12 protein-coding genes, 2 tRNA genes and 1 pseudogene are annotated in these 16,596 nt (G+C 57.6%); 7 read left to right on the top strand and 8 right to left on the bottom strand.

Annotated features, from left to right (window positions below; genetic code table 11):
• Positions 1 to 372 precede the first annotated feature (372 nt).
• From KB892_RS07850 to KB892_RS07840, 3 genes and pseudogenes are all read left to right on the top strand, one after another.
• Positions 373 to 1,159 (top strand): annotated as a pseudogene (locus KB892_RS07850) (TetR/AcrR family transcriptional regulator).
• A complete protein-coding gene (locus KB892_RS07845; RefSeq protein ID WP_004151466.1) occupies positions 1,074 to 2,051 on the top strand; it encodes an acrylyl-CoA reductase (NADPH) in 978 nt (325 codons plus the stop codon). The pseudogene KB892_RS07850 and the gene KB892_RS07845 overlap by 86 nt, the downstream one beginning before the upstream one ends.
• 120 nt (positions 2,052 to 2,171) lie before the next feature.
• Positions 2,172 to 3,104, top strand: a complete 933-nt coding sequence (locus KB892_RS07840; protein WP_020723560.1) for a nucleoside recognition domain-containing protein — start codon at positions 2,172 to 2,174, stop codon at positions 3,102 to 3,104.
• Here KB892_RS07840 and KB892_RS07835 read toward each other — a convergent pair.
• Positions 3,015 to 4,637: an alpha/beta hydrolase gene (locus KB892_RS07835; RefSeq protein WP_023278836.1), complete on the bottom strand. Its 1,623-nt coding sequence runs from the start codon at positions 4,635 to 4,637 to the stop codon at positions 3,015 to 3,017. The genes KB892_RS07840 and KB892_RS07835 overlap by 90 nt on opposite strands.
• Positions 4,638 to 4,909: 272 nt before the next feature.
• Between KB892_RS07835 and pmrD the strand changes: the two genes are divergently transcribed.
• A complete protein-coding gene (gene pmrD, locus KB892_RS07830) occupies positions 4,910 to 5,155 on the top strand; it encodes a signal transduction protein PmrD (RefSeq protein ID WP_004141189.1) in 246 nt (81 codons plus the stop codon).
• 129 nt (positions 5,156 to 5,284) lie between these two features.
• A complete protein-coding gene (locus KB892_RS07825) occupies positions 5,285 to 6,739 on the top strand; it encodes an AMP nucleosidase (RefSeq protein WP_004148975.1) in 1,455 nt (484 codons plus the stop codon).
• Between the two features lie 161 nt (positions 6,740 to 6,900).
• Here the strand turns inward: KB892_RS07825 and KB892_RS07820 are convergent.
• The 3 genes from KB892_RS07820 to KB892_RS31650 all read right to left on the bottom strand — a co-directional run bounded on the left by KB892_RS07820 (position 6,901) and on the right by KB892_RS31650 (position 8,728).
• Positions 6,901 to 6,976 (bottom strand) — tRNA-Asn (locus tag KB892_RS07820).
• A 128-nt stretch (positions 6,977 to 7,104) separates the two neighbouring features.
• A complete protein-coding gene (locus tag KB892_RS07815; protein ID WP_004151469.1) occupies positions 7,105 to 8,541 on the bottom strand; it encodes an EmmdR/YeeO family multidrug/toxin efflux MATE transporter in 1,437 nt (478 codons plus the stop codon).
• A 34-nt stretch (positions 8,542 to 8,575) separates the two neighbouring features.
• Positions 8,576 to 8,728, bottom strand: a complete 153-nt coding sequence (locus tag KB892_RS31650) for a DUF5951 family protein (RefSeq protein WP_004225945.1) — start codon at positions 8,726 to 8,728, stop codon at positions 8,576 to 8,578.
• A gap of 5 nt (positions 8,729 to 8,733) precedes the next feature.
• Between KB892_RS31650 and KB892_RS07810 the strand changes: the two genes are divergently transcribed.
• Together KB892_RS07810 and KB892_RS07805 are read left to right on the top strand one after the other, a co-directional pair.
• A tRNA-Asn gene (locus KB892_RS07810) sits at positions 8,734 to 8,809 on the top strand.
• Positions 8,810 to 8,970: 161 nt separating this feature from the next.
• A complete protein-coding gene (locus KB892_RS07805; protein WP_000059623.1) occupies positions 8,971 to 10,233 on the top strand; it encodes a tyrosine-type recombinase/integrase in 1,263 nt (420 codons plus the stop codon).
• A gap of 193 nt (positions 10,234 to 10,426) precedes the next feature.
• Here KB892_RS07805 and ybtS read toward each other — a convergent pair whose 3' ends face one another.
• Genes ybtS through ybtP form a run of 4 tightly spaced genes read right to left on the bottom strand, consistent with a single transcriptional unit; the run spans position 10,427 to position 16,533 of the window.
• On the bottom strand, positions 10,427 to 11,731 hold the full coding sequence (ybtS, locus tag KB892_RS07800; protein WP_000703040.1) for a yersiniabactin biosynthesis salicylate synthase Irp9/YbtS: 1,305 nt from the start codon (positions 11,729 to 11,731) through the stop codon (positions 10,427 to 10,429).
• 27 nt (positions 11,732 to 11,758) lie between these two features.
• Complete coding sequence (ybtX, locus tag KB892_RS07795) at positions 11,759 to 13,039, bottom strand: yersiniabactin-associated zinc MFS transporter YbtX (protein ID WP_001286280.1); 1,281 nt, start codon at positions 13,037 to 13,039, stop codon at positions 11,759 to 11,761.
• Positions 13,032 to 14,834 (bottom strand): yersiniabactin ABC transporter ATP-binding/permease protein YbtQ, encoded by a 1,803-nt coding sequence (gene ybtQ / locus KB892_RS07790; RefSeq protein ID WP_001446633.1) that lies wholly within the window; start codon positions 14,832 to 14,834, stop codon positions 13,032 to 13,034. The genes ybtX and ybtQ overlap by 8 nt, the downstream gene beginning before the upstream one ends.
• Positions 14,821 to 16,533, bottom strand: a complete 1,713-nt coding sequence (gene ybtP / locus KB892_RS07785; RefSeq protein ID WP_206659701.1) for an ABC transporter ATP-binding protein — start codon at positions 16,531 to 16,533, stop codon at positions 14,821 to 14,823. Before ybtP ends, ybtQ begins: the two co-directional genes overlap by 14 nt.
• Between the last annotated feature and the right edge of the window lie 63 nt (positions 16,534 to 16,596).

The following is a 16,596-nucleotide window of genomic DNA, read 5'->3' as shown; positions in this document are numbered from 1 at the left end:
TGCAAATCATCGCCGGCCGGCATTCCGGGGAGAAGTCCTCACAGGACTGTCGATCGGGGACTTCGCAAATTAGCCTCTTCACATGGACAAAACCACTCAACCGCTCCAGCCCTCCGCTGTTTATATATTCCCAATATTATTAATTCGTATTATGCATTGTGAATATGGATATTAATGACCAGTCTAATATACCCGGCAGAGTTATATTTCGTGCCCCCGCTGGCAGTGCGAACCACGTATTTGCGATAAATAATTCTTAACGCCCCCCCATTTCAGGATGATTGGACAGCCAGCCTTACGCTACGCGCAATGCTTGCCCTCCCCCTGAATTGGGCGTACCCTGACAAACAATTAAACCACACGGTCTAAATCATGAATCCCAATACCTCCACCGTCCTGAAGCCCCGCCGCGGCCGTCCACCCAAGGTCGATCGCCAGTTTGACGATACGCGTCAGGCGCTGATTCGCTCAGGCCTTGAAGTGCTGACCGAAACGGGCTATCTCGCGGCGGGTATTGATGCGGTGATCAAGAATATCGCCGTGCCAAAGGGGTCGTTTTATCATTGCTTTAAAAGCAAAGAGGCTTTTGGCCTCGCCGTGCTTGCCGCCTATGGCGACTTCTTTGCGCATAAATTAGATAAATTCCTGCTGGACGACGCCGTGCCGCCGCTGGAACGAATGGCGGCCTTTGTGCGTCATGCCGGTCAGGGAATGGAGAAATTCCAGTTTCGCCGCGGCTGCCTGGTGGGCAACCTGCTGCAGGAAGCCCCGTTGTTACCCGAGACGTTTCCCCAACGGTTGATGGCTATCCTGGCGGCATGGGAGTCGCGCGTGGCGCGCTGCCTGCGCGAAGCGCAGGCAGCCGGGGCCATCGCCAGCGACGCCTCACCGCAGGCGCTGGCCCAGGTGTTCTGGATCGGCTGGGAAGGCGCGGTGATGCGCGCCAGGCTGGTCCAGTCTGCCGCACCGCTTAACCAGTACTGGGATTTTTTTGCGCACAGTATGACAACAAAAACACCTGCACAGGACGGCGCTAGCGCCGATAACCCCCTTCCGACGAGGAATACTCTGTCATGAAAGCATTAGTTCTGGACCAGATCGACAACCGCACCGTCGCCACCGTCAAAGATATCGACCTGCCCGCTCTTGCCGAAGGTGACGTCCGGGTCGCCATCGACTGGTCGAGTCTCAATTATAAAGACGCCCTGGCGATCACCGGCAAAGGCAAAATTATCCGTCAGTTTCCGATGGTGCCGGGCATTGATTTTGCCGGTCAGGTGAAAGAAAGCCGCGATCCGCGCTTTGTTCCCGGCCAGGCCGTGATCCTCACCGGCTGGGGCGTGGGCGAAAACCACTGGGGTGGTCTGGCCACCGAAGCCTGCGTTAAAGGCGACTGGCTGGTTGCTCTGCCGGAGACGCTCAGCGCGCGCCAGGCAATGATCATCGGCACCGCCGGCTTTACCGCGATGCTATGCGTTGATGCTCTCGTTAGTGCGGGTGTCACCCCTGATAGCGGGGATATCCTGGTCACCGGCGCCAGCGGCGGGGTCGGCAGCACCGCCGTGGTGTTGCTGAAAGCCCTTGGCTACCGGGTGACGGCCGTATCGGGCCGGGAATCGACACACGATTACCTTCGCCAGCTGGGCGCCGATACGATCCTGCCGCGCAGCGACTTCGCGGAGACCCGTCCGCTGGAGAAACAGCTGTGGGCGGGCGCGGTGGATACCGTTGGCGGCCCGGTGTTGGCCAAAGTGCTGGCGCAAACGCAATATCGCGGCTGCGTCGCCGCCTGCGGTCTGGCCGGGGGTTTCGATCTGCCGACCACCGTGATGCCGTTTATTCTGCGCAATGTGCGTCTGCAGGGGGTGGATTCGGTGATGGTGCCGACCGCTGAACGCGACGCTGTCTGGCAGCGTCTGGCCCAGCTTCTGCCGGAGAGCTACTACCAGCAGGCGGCCACTGAAATCACGCTGGAGCAGGCGCCAGCGTATGCCGCAGATTTCCTCAGCAATAATATTCATGGTCGGACGCTGGTCAATATCGGTCAGTAATCCTCTTCTCCCGGCGCCCGTGCGGCGCCGGATCCCGAGAGGGATCAAGGCATATCATTTCCTTCCCCACGGGATTATGATGACGCGAACGAATAGCTCTGCGAGTGGTAAAAAAAGTAAATGGATGTCATAAGCATCATTATGGCGGCGGGCAAGTCGTCCGTTGACGTCGCGCTGTATACGCTGTTGCCGATCATGGTGATCATGCTGATCATCATGAAATACCTTGAGGTCCGCGGTATCCTCGATGTGATTGTTCGCTGGGTGGCCCCGCTGCTGAAGCCCTTCGGCTTAACCGGGATGAGCGCCTTCGCCCTGATCCAGATTAATTTTGTCAGCTTTGCCGCCCCGCTCGCCACGCTGTCGATTATGGATAAACGCGGCGTCTCGGACCGACAAATGGCCGCCACGCTGGCCATGGTGTTCGCCATGGGGCAAGGCAACGTCTTCTATCCTCTTACCCCTTTTGGTCTGCACTGGCTGGCCTCGATCGTTATCTCGGTGGTCGGCGGCCTGTGCGCGGCCGCCGTCGCCTGGCACGTCACCGGACGGCGCTTATCGGTCGCCGAGAACCCCCGCGCGGAAGCGCTGCCGAACGCCGAGCAGAACAGCCAGGGAATTCTGGCCGTGATTAACAGCGCCGGCTCCGACGCCATCCGCCTGGCGCTCGGCGCGGTGCCAATGCTGATCCTGTCGTTAACCATCGTCGGGCTGCTGCAGGGCGCCGGGGCTATCGACCTGCTGCAGCAGCTGCTGAAGCCGCTTCTCAGCTGGCTGCACATCCCCCAGAACTTTGTGCTACCGGCGCTGGTGAAGTGCGTTGCCGGGGGCACCGCCTACTTTGGCGTCATTTCCGAGCTGATCCAGCAGGGCAAAGTCACCGTGGGCCAGGTCAACGCCTCGGCAGGTCTACTGATCCAGACCTTTGATCTTCCCGGTATCGGCATTTTTCTTGGCATCAGCTCACGGTTTGTCCGCCTGTTCCGCTTCGTGGCTCCCGCGGCGATCGTCGGTATCCTGCTGCGTACCGTTCTGCACCTGATCCTGTTTTAACGCCTCTGCTCTGGCCTGCGCTTTCAGGCAGGCCGCCACCGCCGCCTGTTCGCCGCAGGCGATGCGCTCATCGACGCGCGTCATCATCCATGGAAAGAATGGATTGGAGGTGACGCGCATTAACGTCTCCAGCCCCACGCTCAGCGTCCCGGTCTCTCCGCGCAGTGAAATGGTGCCCAGGCTAATGCCGTAGCGGTTCTTCTCGTCCGGCTCGCGACCATACAGCGAGTCGCTCAGGGGAAACGGCACCGCCACATGCGACAAAGAGTACATATCCACCGGCCAGGCCAGATGTAAAGGATAACGATGCTCTTCCCGATCCTGGGCCAGCGTGGTCCGGGCGACGGTCTGCAGCGTGTGTGCCGTCGCGTTGGTCACCACCGTGGTGGTATAGGCCCGCGGCGCCGGGGGCAGCAGCGTATTCACCGCCGCATAGAGCGCAGGGCGAAACAGGACCCGGAGATCCGCCGCCTGGTTAATATCGAACACCACCAGCTCGCTGCCGTTATCCGGCAGATAACGATACAGGGACTCCACCACCGCGCGGGTGCTGACCGTGGAATCCATCACCGACTGAAAGGTGAGGATCGGCGGCAGCGCTTTCAGCTCGCCCTGCCGGGCCGCACGGATAATCTGCTGCTGCAGCGCCTGGCTCAATAACCACGATTGTCTCGCCGCCTTGACCGGAAAGGAGTTGTACTTGAACGGATTAAACTCAGGCGCCACGTTCAGCCAGGCCGCGCGGGCGAACGCCGGGAAGACGGACGGTAGCCCGGCGAGGCCGGCGAAACGGGCAAACGCGGTCACGCCGATCATCGGCGACAGCAGAATGATCTGCTGCGGCTGGCGCAAGTGATTGTCTTCCAGGCTATCGAGGGCATACTTGAGCGCCAGCGCGCCGCCGTTAGAGTAGCCGACCAGATGCAGCGGCACGTCCGCCCCGGCAAGGCGGGTCGCTTCGCGTACCGCCAGACGCGTCGCCGCCAGCCAGGTCTCCCAGTCAACCGCCGTTAACGCCCCCGGCGCGGTGCCGTGTCCCGGCAAACGCGGCGCCACCGCCACATAACCCCGCTGCTGCCAGAGTTGCGCCAGATAGCGCACGCTGTAGGGCGAATCGGTCAGGCCATGGAGGAGCACCACGCCGCCGCGCGGCTTGCCCAGCGGCATCAGCACAAAAGAACGGTTCCAGTCCTGCTTAAACTGCCCCGGCCAGACCCGGCTGTGACGATAAAAGCGGTTGACCGGGGTTTTATCTTCCTCCGGCAAAGCCTCTGTCACCTCACGCTGGAGATCGGCGAAAATCGTCTTCTCCCGCGCCAGATACTGGGCAAAGGTCGCCTGGTCGATCTCTTCGGCCGACATCTCGTTGCCACTCCAGGTATGCCAGCGATGCAGGGACGGGCCGCGTTGGGACTCATAGATCCGCCCGGCGAGAAAGACCACCAGCAGCGCCAGTACCGCAATGCTCCCTTTTTTCAGCAGTGAGCCGATAACGGCGCCGGACGTTCGCCAGTGTCGAAATAGATGCTTCATGACGCTCTCTCTTATATTTATTGCGTAGCCGGACTTATCAGCCCTCTTCCTGACAGGCTATTCTCACGGTCTGCTTTTCAGCATAGTCATCGCTTCCTGCAAATTAAACCCGGCAGATCATTGCCCCCCGGCATAAAAAAACCTAGCGCACAGATCAACAATCGGTTGCGTATTTTTAAACACTGCATAAACCAAGGGGATAATCTTATTGTCAGATTTTTAAGAAACATGAATTATCGACGCACATGTCGCTATGAGAGGATAAAAAACAGATGGAGTGGTGGGTAAAAAAAGTACAGGACAACGCTTCGGCCAGCCTCTGCCGCGTCGTGCTTCAGAGCGGTGCGCTAGAGATGATCGCAGAGATTGAAGCCTGTCGCCTCCGCCTGCGGGAAGGGGATAAACTCACTCCGCTGGCCGATGCGCGCTATTGTCTGAATAATAATCCGACGCAAACTTTGAAGATCCGCAACGCCACTCATTATAGCAGCGAGCGTTGGACAAACGCCGGCAAATAACACGAGCCCGCTCCCTTTACTGGTTATGGTCTGAGTATCGTCGCATTTGACAGATAAATTCTCCTTCGCCCTTTTCCCGCTGTGACATACTATCGGGAATGTCAGCAGACCTGAAACAAGGAGCGAATCATGAATATCAAGGCCGCCAGTCTGACCCCGGAACAAGCGCTTGCCGAGCTGGAAGCACGCTATGAAGCCTCGGTCACGGCGTTACGCAAAGCCATCGGCGACTATATCGACCATAATACGCTCCCCGATACCGAAGCCCGCGCGGAAGGTCTTTTTGTCTATCCGCAGCTGTCGGTCTCCTGGGACGGCGCCGATCATAAAGCCCTCAAAACGCGCGCCTGGGGACGTTTCACCCATGCCGGTTGCTATACCACCACCATTACGAATCCGAAACTGTTCCGCAACTATTTGCTGGAACAGCTGACCCTGCTGTATCAGGACTATGGCGCGCATATCAGCGTCGAGCTGTCGCAGCATGAGATCCCCTATCCTTACGTGATAGATGGTTCCACCCTGACACTCGACCGCTCGATGAGCGCCGGTCTGACGCGCTATTTCCCTACCACCGAGCTGTCACAAATTGGCGATGAGACCGCGGATGGCCTGTTCCATCCCACCGAGTTCTATCCGCTGTCGCACTTTGACGCCCGCCGCGTCGATTTTTCGCTGGCGCGTCTGCGACACTACACCGGCACGCCGGCGGAACACTTCCAGCCCTACGTGCTGTTCACCAACTATACCCGCTACGTGGATGAGTTCGTCAGCTGGGGCTGCAGCCAGATCCTCGATCCCGACAGCCCCTATATCGCTCTCTCCTGCGCCGGCGGGATCTGGATCACCGCCGAGACCGAAGCGCCGGAACAGGCCATTTCCGATCTGGCGTGGAAGAAGCACCAGATGCCGGCCTGGCATCTGATCACCCACGACGGCAAAGGGATCACCCTGATTAACATTGGCGTCGGCCCGGCCAACGCCAAAACCATCTGCGATCATCTCGCGGTACTGCGGCCGGACGTCTGGTTAATGATCGGCCACTGCGGCGGCCTGCGCGAAAGCCAGGCCATCGGCGACTATGTGCTGGCCCACGCCTATCTGCGTGACGATCATGTACTGGATGCGGTGCTGCCGCCAGATATTCCGATCCCCAGCATTGCCGAAGTGCAGCGCGCCCTCTACGACGCCACCAAGCAGGTGAGCGGGATGCCCGGCGAAGAGGTTAAGCAGCGGCTGCGTACCGGGACGGTGGTCACCACCGACGACCGTAACTGGGAGTTGCGCTATTCCGCTTCGGCGCTGCGCTTTAATCTCAGCCGGGCGGTAGCTATCGATATGGAGAGCGCGACCATCGCCGCCCAGGGCTATCGCTTCCGCGTCCCCTACGGCACGCTGCTCTGCGTCTCGGACAAGCCGCTGCACGGTGAAATCAAGCTCCCCGGCCAGGCTAACCGCTTTTACGAGGGCGCTATCTCCGAGCATCTGCAGATAGGCATCCGGGCGATTGACCTGCTGCGCGCCGAGGGAGATCACATGCACTCGCGTAAGCTGCGCACCTTCAACGAGCCGCCGTTCCGTTAATCGTCGATGACGTGGGAATCGTGAGATAAACGCTGACGTTACCCGCCAGGGAGCGTCAGCGTCCGGATAAGCGAAACAAACGACCCGGCGGTGTTTGTCCACGGAAGAAAGGCGGTAGACAGAAAAGCAAAAAGCCTGCTCGAAAGCAGGCTTCTTAAATTTGGCTCCTCTGACTGGACTCGAACCAGTGACATACGGATTAACAGTCCGCCGTTCTACCGACTGAACTACAGAGGAATCGTGTGAACGGGGCGCATATTATCGATGACGCCCGGCGCTGTCAAAGCCTGTTTTCAATAAAATGAATCGTTTGCCGAATTATTCTTCACTTTGCGCAAAAAATGGCGATTAGCCTCGCAAACGGCTCAGCTTTCCTCCGATGAAGCCTTCACGCGCGGATATTTCCACAGCCAGCGGCCGCTCACCATGCGGAAATAAAACAGCACGCCGCGCACCGCCCAGTCGAGCACCATCCCTAACCAGACGCCAATCACCCCCATCCCCAGCACGATGCCCAGGGTATAGCCCGCCACCACCCGGCAGCCCCACATGCCGAGCATCGACACCCACATGGTGTAGCGTACGTCACGGGCGCCTTTAAAAGCGCAGGGTAAAGTCCACGACAGCGACCAGATCGGCATAAACAGGGCGTTGAGCCACAGCAGCTGTTTAACCACTTCTTTTACATCTTCTTCATGGGTGTAGAACGAGGCGATAAAGCCGGCGAAGGGGGCGCTGCCCCAGGCGATCAGCGTCAGAATAATCGTCGACAGCCAAAATACGTGCCAGGCCTGGAATTCAGCCTGACCAATCTGCCCTTTTCCCAGCCGCTTGCCGGTAATGATCGTCGAGGCGGAGCCGAGGGCGTTGCCCGGCAGGTTAATTAGCGAGGCCACCGAAAAGGCGATAAAGTTGCCGGCGATAACGTTGGTGCCCATCCCGGCGACAAACATCTGGGTCAGCAGCTTGCCGCCATTGAAGAGGACAGATTCGATACTGGCCGGGATGCCGATCCCCATCACCTCCCAGATAATGGCGAAGTTAAAGGGTTTGAAGTAACCCTTCAGCGACAGCCGCAGCGCCGGATTGAGGCCCACCATCAGCACCCAGATCGTGGCTATCGCGCCAATATAGCGGGCAATGGTCAGCCCAAGCCCGGCGCCGACAAACCCCAGCCCCGGCCAGGAGAAGATGCCGTAGATGAGCACGCTGCTGATTAAGATATTGAGGATATTCATCCCGCCGTTGATCAGCAGCGGGATTTTGGTGGTGCCGGCGCCGCGCAGCGCCCCGCTGCCGATCAGCGCAATCGCCGCTGCCGGGTAGCTCAGCGCCGTCAGTTCCAGATAGGTCAGCGCCAGGTCCTTGACCTGGGCGGTGGCATCGCCGGCGACAAAATCAATAATCTCCTGGCCAAAGGCATGGATCACCCCCGCCAGCAAAATGGAAAACAGGGTCATAATGGCCAGCGACTGGCGCGCGGCCGCCCTCGCCCGCCGCCGATCGCGCTTGCCGAGGCTAAAGGCCACCACCACCGTGGTGCCCAAATCGATGGCGGCAAAGAAGGACATGATGACCATGTTAAAGCTATCGGCCAGCCCCACCCCGGCCATGGCCTCTTTTCCCAGCCAGCTGACAAGGAAGGTGCTCAACACCCCCATCAGCAGCACACAGGCATTTTCCAGCAGAATGGGCACAGCGAGAGGGCTGATTTCGCGCCAGTACAGCACACGATAACGCTGACGTTTTTTAAACCAGGATGTCCGTTCGACGGCCTGGCGTACGGCGGAGGTGACGTTCAAGAGAGACCTTAGTGAGAAATGTTGAAACAACATTTCAAATGATGATTGAGAAATGGATATCCTGCAAAGTATTTTCCGTAATAATTGTCGGAAATGACAACAAATTGTCGATGGAAGCGGCAGTTGCACCTGAACAGGCGAATTGATGTTTGACAAAAGTTTTTTCGCCGCTAAGATACGACTCCACACGATTCCTCTGTAGTTCAGTCGGTAGAACGGCGGACTGTTAATCCGTATGTCACTGGTTCGAGTCCAGTCAGAGGAGCCAATTTTCTGTTTTCATGCATCCTTGCGAATCTTTATCTGATGTTGATTCAACAGGTTAGTGTGAAAACTCTTCTCGGTGCATTTTGATTTTACCCTACGCATCGGGAAAAATTGGTGGTCAAATCTGGGGTCAGGTTAGTTCGATAATGGAGTGACCCCCATATGTCCCTTACCGACGCAAAAATCCGCACCCTCAAGCCTTCTGATAAACCCTTTAAAGTCTCCGATTCTCACGGTCTGTATCTGCTGGTTAAGCCGGGTGGCTCCCGCCACTGGTATCTCAAATACCGTATTAGCGGTAAAGAATCCCGCATTGCGCTGGGTGCCTATCCAGCCATCTCCCTGTCTGATGCGCGACAGCAACGTGAAGGTATCCGTAAAATGCTGGCGCTGAATATCAACCCGGTACAGCAGCGGGCTGCTGAACGTGGCTCACGAACACCGGAGAAAGTTTTTAAAAACGTGGCGCTGGCGTGGCATAAAAGTAACAGGAAATGGTCGCAGAACACCGCCGACCGTCTGCTTGCCAGCCTGAACAATCACATCTTTCCGGTCATCGGGAACCTACCTGTATCAGAACTTAAACCCCGTCATTTCATTGACCTGCTGAAAGGGATCGAGGAAAAAGGTCTGCTGGAGGTTGCGTCCCGCACACGGCAGCACCTGAGTAACATAATGCGCCATGCGGTCCATCAGGAGTTAATCGATACGAACCCTGCAGCAAACCTTGGCGGCGTGACCACACCTCCTGTCAGACGGCACTATCCTGCCCTGCCGCTGGAGCGGCTGCCTGAACTGCTTGAACGTATTGGGGCATATCATCAGGGCCGTGAACTGACCCGGCATGCCGTTCTGCTGATGCTGCATGTGTTCATTCGCTCCAGTGAACTGCGTTTCGCCCGCTGGTCAGAGATTGATTTCACAAACCGAGTCTGGACGATACCCGCGACGCGAGAACCCATTATTGGCGTGCGTTATTCCGGCCGCGGGGCAAAAATGCGAATGCCGCATATCGTCCCCCTCTCAGAACAGTCCATCGCCATTCTGAAACAGATTAAGGATATCACCGGTAATAATGAACTGATCTTCCCCGGCGACCATAACCCGTATAAGCCAATGTCTGAAAACACGGTCAATAAGGCACTGCGGGTGATGGGTTACGACACGAAAAAGGATATCTGCGGTCACGGCTTCCGGGCAATGGCATGCAGTGCGCTGATGGAATCGGGTTTATGGGCAAAGGACGCAGTAGAACGCCAGATGAGTCATCAGGAGCGCAATACCGTGCGCATGGCTTATATTCATAAGGCAGAGCACCTAGAAGCCCGCAAAGCGATGATGCAGTGGTGGTCGGATTATCTGGAAGCATGCCGAGAATCTTATGCACCGCCTTATACAATTGGTAAAAATAAGTTTATCCCATAATATACTAACGAATCCCACACTCTGGCAAATTACCACCACCTCCACAGGAGGTGGTTCTATATAGACTTTTATCAACTTCATGACGAAAAACACCTATTTTATCCCAAAAGAAGACAATAGAGTCACAGAGGAATCAAAGAGCGACTCAATTGTCTTTGGACAGTCTGGTTGTGAGGTTAGAAAACAGTTACTCCTACACCATTAAATAGGGCGCAATGCTCGCTAATTTCTCCCGGGTTTCTGTCAGTTCGCGTTCCGGCGTAGATTGCGCGATGATTCCCGCCCCCGCCTGTATCCAGCAGCGCTGGCTATCCTGAAATACGGAACGCAGAACTAGCGCTGCATCAAAGCGCGTATCGTCCAGCAGCAGGATTGCGCCGGAATAAAGCTCTCGCGGCGTCTTCTCAATTTGCATAATCGCGTTCAGAGCAGCATTTTTAGGGATACCTGAGGCGGTAATCGACGGAAACAGCACGGTAAACGCATCCCAGGCATCCTTGTTTTCCGCAAGCTGACCGCTCACGCCAGACCCCAGATGCTGAACGCTGCCGCGCTGGCGAACCGACATTAAATCTTCAACCACTACGCTGCCCGGCTGGCAAACGGCCTCCAGTTCAGCAATAGCTTCTTTGACAGAAAGGATATGCTCAAGCACCTCTTTACTGTCGTGCAGCAGTTCTGCCTCTTTCGCCTTATTATGCTCCGGGTTTCCCATGCGATCGCGGGTGCCCGCAAGCGGTTCAGTGACCACTTTATTGCCCGTCACTGACATCACCAGTTCCGGGCTAAAGCCCAGCGCTTCGCGTCCTTCCTGACGGAACATAAACGAGCGCACAGGTGTGTTTGCCTGCCGCCCGTATAACAGCGTGGCGGGCATATCAATCCGCGATGGCAGGGGAATGGCGCGCGAGACAATCACTTTGACATACTCGCCACGGCGGATCTCCGCAACGGCGCGCGCAACCTGTTGTTTATATGCCTCACCATTGAGGGCGGTATCCACCGCCAGTGGTGCGTTCTGCGTCGTTGTACCGGCCTCTTTTACCCACTCGCACAAACGTCGGCACCCGTCGGCGGAGTCCGCATAAACGGTGACATTTCCCTTTTCAAAAATAAGTTCTTCACGGGGAACGGTTAACGTCAGCAGCGGCCACTCCCCGGCGTTAAAGGCAATCCCCCGCGCATGCGCCGCAAAGTTGAACCCAACCTGTCCATATACCCGACGTCCTTTCACCTGAGGATGCGCCATAAAACGACGCGCGCAGTCGGCAATGGAATCCACCGCCCATTTTTGCTCCCCGGCATCATCAATAAATGTCGCCTGCGTTCCGTCGGCATTAATGTGCAGCCGTGCCTGGCACCCTTTGCCTAAATACCAACAGGGTTGACGCTCATAGACATAACACTCTTCTTCTGCGAACTGGCGTAAAACGCCAGAAATCGTCGGTAGCCATTGTTCCTCTGGTAACGCCAGATGTAGAAATTCACTGATTTTCATCCCTTACCTCTCTGTGTTATTCCCGGATCAATCAATTGCGCTTGTCATCAGTTCTCTTGCCGAATGCAGCCGGATATAAGCAACCCACGCCGCCAGCAACGTGAATGCCCCGGCAAACAGGAAGCAGGCCGCATAGCCAAAATGTTGAGCAACAACGCCACCGATAACGCCTGCCAGAATGGCGATTGCCGCGTCAGTACATTGAAAGAGGGTGAAGTCGACACCGGCCTGCAAAGGCGATGAAAGCGACATCAGCGTGGCGTAAAGACAGACCAGCGCGCAGGCCAGCGAAATGGACTGGACAATGACCAGACACTGGAGAATCGGCAGCAGCAGATGACCCGGCGCCATCATGAGCGTCATCACCACCGCCAGCAGCGCGATCCCCTGGACGCCATAAGCCGTCAACAGCGCTCTGCCGGGTGAGGTGTATTTCATCAGCAATCCGCCGGCCAGCGTTCCTGCTATGCCCGCTGCAATATTGCCGCCGCTGAACAGCGCGCCCAATGCGGACATGCTCAACCCATGATCCAACAACAGCGGTGCCAGAAGAGGCAGCACAAACCGCATGCCTGAATTCAGCATCAATACCAGCAGTAAGCCCAGGCGCGCCTGCTTCCTCCTTAGCGCATAACCTAACGCCGGAACATGCGGGATAGTCGCTGTTCGCGTCGGCTCCGTAATGCGCCACAGCGGGAGTGACAGCGCCATAATCAGCACCGCCATCATCAGCATGGCGACAGGCCAGCCGGATGCCGCCGACAGCATCAGGAACACCCCGCCGCCGCACATCATTCCCAGATAGCTGCCGCCGACCTGCACGCTGTTTCCCCAGCCGTAACCCGTGCGGGTCAGTTGATCGACGCAAAAGCCGTCGCTGGCGATATCAATGGTGGAGGCGACCGTGCCTGCCACCATAAACAGAACAAATAACGCGACGATTTGCGTATCGGGGAATCCCCCTTCTCGCCCAAACCAGCCAATCGCTGCGGCAATAGTCAGGATCGCCGCTAGCGCGACCTGACCACGCAGGATTAACATGCGGGAACGGCGTTCCTGGCTACCGGGCGGAAGCCGCCAGCGCTCGATCCATGGCGCCCAAATAAACTTCAGCGCCCAGGGCAGCATAAACAGGGTTGTCGCACCGGCAAGCGCCAGCGAACCGCCAGCAGCGCGCACCAGCGCGGGTAAGGACTGCATAGACAGCGCCGATACCAGACTCTGCGTCACATAGACGCCGGCAATAGCAAAAATCACCCGCCCGGTCGTCAACGTCAGCGGTTTCACATTCGACTGAACATCACTCATGCACCCACTCTCCAGACGCGGAAACCCCGTCGTCGCGCCACACGCGCGCGGCCATTTGCGCCTGCCACAGCGCCTGATAACGTCCATGATGTGAGAGCAATTGCGCATGAGTACCCTGCTCAACCACCTGTCCCTCTTCCATCACCAGAATGTTTCCGGCCCCGGCGATGGTGGATAAACGGTGAGCGATGATAATCACCGTCCGGTTGTGAACCAGGTTATCGATCGCTTTTTGCACCGCCAGCTCGCTTTCAATATCCAGCGCGGCAGTCGGTTCATCGAGAATGACGACCGGCGCGTTTTTCAATAACGCTCTGGCAATGGAAATCCGCTGGCGCTCGCCGCCCGATAGCTGGCCGCCCATCTCTCCCATTGGCGTCAGCCAGCCTTGCGGAAGACGGGAAATAAACTCAAGGCACTGCGCCGCGCGGGCGGCCTCTTCTACCTCCTGCCGCGTCGCCTGTGGGCGCGCGATACGGATATTCGCCAGCAGCGTGTCATCAAACAGCCAGACATCCTGGAAAACAACAGAAATCAGGCTATTGAGCTGTTCCGGCGTCAGGCGGCGAATATCGACGCCGCCAATAGAAATCTGCCCTTGCTGCGGATCGGCATAGCGCATTAACAGTTTGGTGACCGTAGTTTTGCCTGCGCCGGAGGCACCCACCAGCGCGCTCATACTGGCTGCCGGGAACGTCAAAGAAACATGATTAAGCGCGTGGCCGTCGCCTTCTTCGTAGCGATAGCTGACGTTGTCAAAGCGGATATCGTAACGTTCCGGCATCTCGCTTTGCTCTGCGACGGGAAGCGGTGCTATCGCCATAAACCGCTCAATCCGTTGCAGGGCGCTGGCGATCAGTTCCACAACCGAGGTGTAGCTGATAAACATCGCCATCGGTTCTGCGAAGCGCATAATCATCGCGACGGCGGCAATCAAAAAGGCGAGGTTCAGAGTGCCCGTCACTACCCAGACGATCCCGGATAACACCACCACCTGTAGGCCCAACTCCACGACGCTGGCGATCAGCATCGTCGCGCCAGCGCCCTGACGGTGAGTGCGGGTCTGTAAGTTTTCCAGCGCATTGAAATGCGCCAGCAGCGCCCGGCTTTTATCGGCATCGCTGCCGCAGGTGCGCAATACCATCATCCCCTGAGCAAATTCAACGATATCGCCGCTCAGACGCTGGTGCGCTTCCCCCAGCGTCTGCATTTGTCGCCGCATCGCCGGGCGGCGCCAGTAATAAAACGGCACCAGCAGAGGGAAGATCAGCAACATCACCAGCCCCAGCCGCCAGTCTATCCACAATGTCGCCAGCGACGCCGTCAGCGGCGTGACAATGGTGAGCAGCAAAATATTGGCTATCGCAATAACATAATTGAGGTTTTCATCCACGTTGCCCAGCAGCAAGGCGTTCATTTCACCCGCCCTGCCGCGCTGGAGCTTCTCCAGCGGCACGCGGCGTAACTGCTCGCCAAGTCGCAGGCGCAACTCATGGGTGGCCTGCGCCAGATGACCACGGTATTCAAAGCCCAGGCCATACCAGCGTAGCACCAGCGTCACAATTGCGGCGACGCTGAAGGCCATAGCCCAGTTAAGAAGTTGCGGCGCGTCTCCCCGTAACAGCGCATCAATGATCGGATAAAGACAGGCAAAGGCGATCCCCTGCATGAATGCCGCCAGCAACAGCGCCAGCATACTGCGTCGCAGCATCCTGGCCTGACTGCCAACGCTGGAGATAAGCTGGCGCCAGATGACGCGCCAGGCCAGGTTATCCGCAGGATTATTGTCTTTCATTTTCCACCACCTCTTTCTGTGTTCCACCCGGCACCCAATGCTGCGCCTGCTGATAGTGTTGCCAGAGCCGTTGATACAGGCCGCCCTGCGCCAACAGTTGCGTATGGTTCCCCATTTCCCTGAGCTGTCCGTCGGAAAACAGCAATATCACATCGGCCTGAGTCACCATTGAGAGACGATGCGCGACCATGATGACCGTCCGGCCACGCATGGCCGCCGCGAGCGCCTTGATAAGCGCCGCTTCGTTTTCCGGGTCAGCAAACGCCGTCGCCTCATCGAGCACCAGGATGGGGCGATCCTGCAAAAGCGCCCGGGCGATAGTAATGCGCTGCCGCTGGCCGCCGGAGAGAAATACCCCACGTTCCCCGACTCGTGTGTTGTAACCTTCTGGCAGAGCGCTAATAAAATCATGGGCCTGCGCCACTCTGGCCGCCGCTATTACCGCCTCCAGCGGCGTATCCGGCGCGCCCAGACGAATGTTATTGGCTATCGTGTCGGCAAAAAGGAAGTTGTCCTGAAACACAAACGAGAGTTGCTTCATCAGGGTGTCCGTCTGCATATCACGCAGATCCACGCCGCCAATACGGATATGGCCTTTGTCCGGGTCGGCGTAACGCAGCAGCAAGCGCGCCACGGTGCTTTTTCCGGCGCCGCTTGGCCCGACCAGCGCCACAATTTGCCCGGCAGGCACATGAAAGCTCACCTCCTGCAACGCGGCGCCAGTACGCGCTTGCGGATAATGAAAGCTCACCTGCTCAAAGGTAATGCTCGCCTCTTGCGGCTGCTGGTCAGACTGCGGCAGCGATAACTCCGGCATCGCGAGAACCTGATAAATACGCTGAATGCTTAAACGCGTTTGCGCGACCAGGTTATTGAGCATCATCATTGGCATTACGGCTTCGGCCATTCCGCTGCCCAGCAGTAAAACGGCCACCCACGCGATAAAATCGAAACTGCCATAGTGCAACAGGCCGTATCCCGACCAGATCAGGACAAACAGGGTCGGGAGAGGATTCAGAATCGAGAAGGAAAAACGCGCTGAAAAACCGGCTTTGCGATACCAGGTTTTGAGCACATCGACCCACTCTTCAAGGGCGCGTTGATAGCGCAGAAAACTGGTGCTGCCGCTATCAAACGTTCTCACCACGGGCATGGCCTGCACGAACTCAATAACCGCCGCGCTAACCTGCTCGCGCGCCTTATGATAACGCTGAGCCATATCTTCCGAACGCTGGCGGGCGAGCACGAGAACAACCGATCCAAACGCCAGTACCCCCAGCGTCGCGATTGCCAGCCGCCAGTCCAGCCAGAACAAGATAACGATTGTCGCCAGCGGCATGATGATCGCGCGGGCATAGAGCGGCGTGCTGTCGGCCACAAAAATATGTAACGACTTCACGTCATCCAGCATCACTTTCGCCACTGACCCGCTGCCCATTTGCTGTAACACGCCAGGCGGAAGCTGCAATGCTTTACGGGCTAACCTGCTGCGCAGAATGTTCTCCAGATGAAAAGCCGCGTAATGAGAGGTGTTGAACGCCTGTAAGCGCAGAACAAAAGTTAAGACCACGCAGCCGATCACGCCGCCCAGCGGCCAGGCCGGAATAGCGTCAGGCGTCGCGCGAATGTCACGCAGGCTCCACGCCAGAAAAAGGAGCGCCCCCAGGCTGGTTAATGCCGCCAGCCCCGCCAGCGCCATAGCTAAAATAACCTTCCTGCGAACCGGTGTAATCACCTGCCAGAGAGGAAATCGGGAAAGCGA

The organism is Klebsiella sp. P1927 (assembly GCF_018204675.1).
GTDB classification, from domain to species: Bacteria; Pseudomonadota; Gammaproteobacteria; order Enterobacterales; family Enterobacteriaceae; genus Klebsiella; species Klebsiella pneumoniae.
The sequence above is the reverse complement of the archived record's forward strand: the minus strand, read 5'-3'. Positions and strand labels throughout refer to the sequence as shown.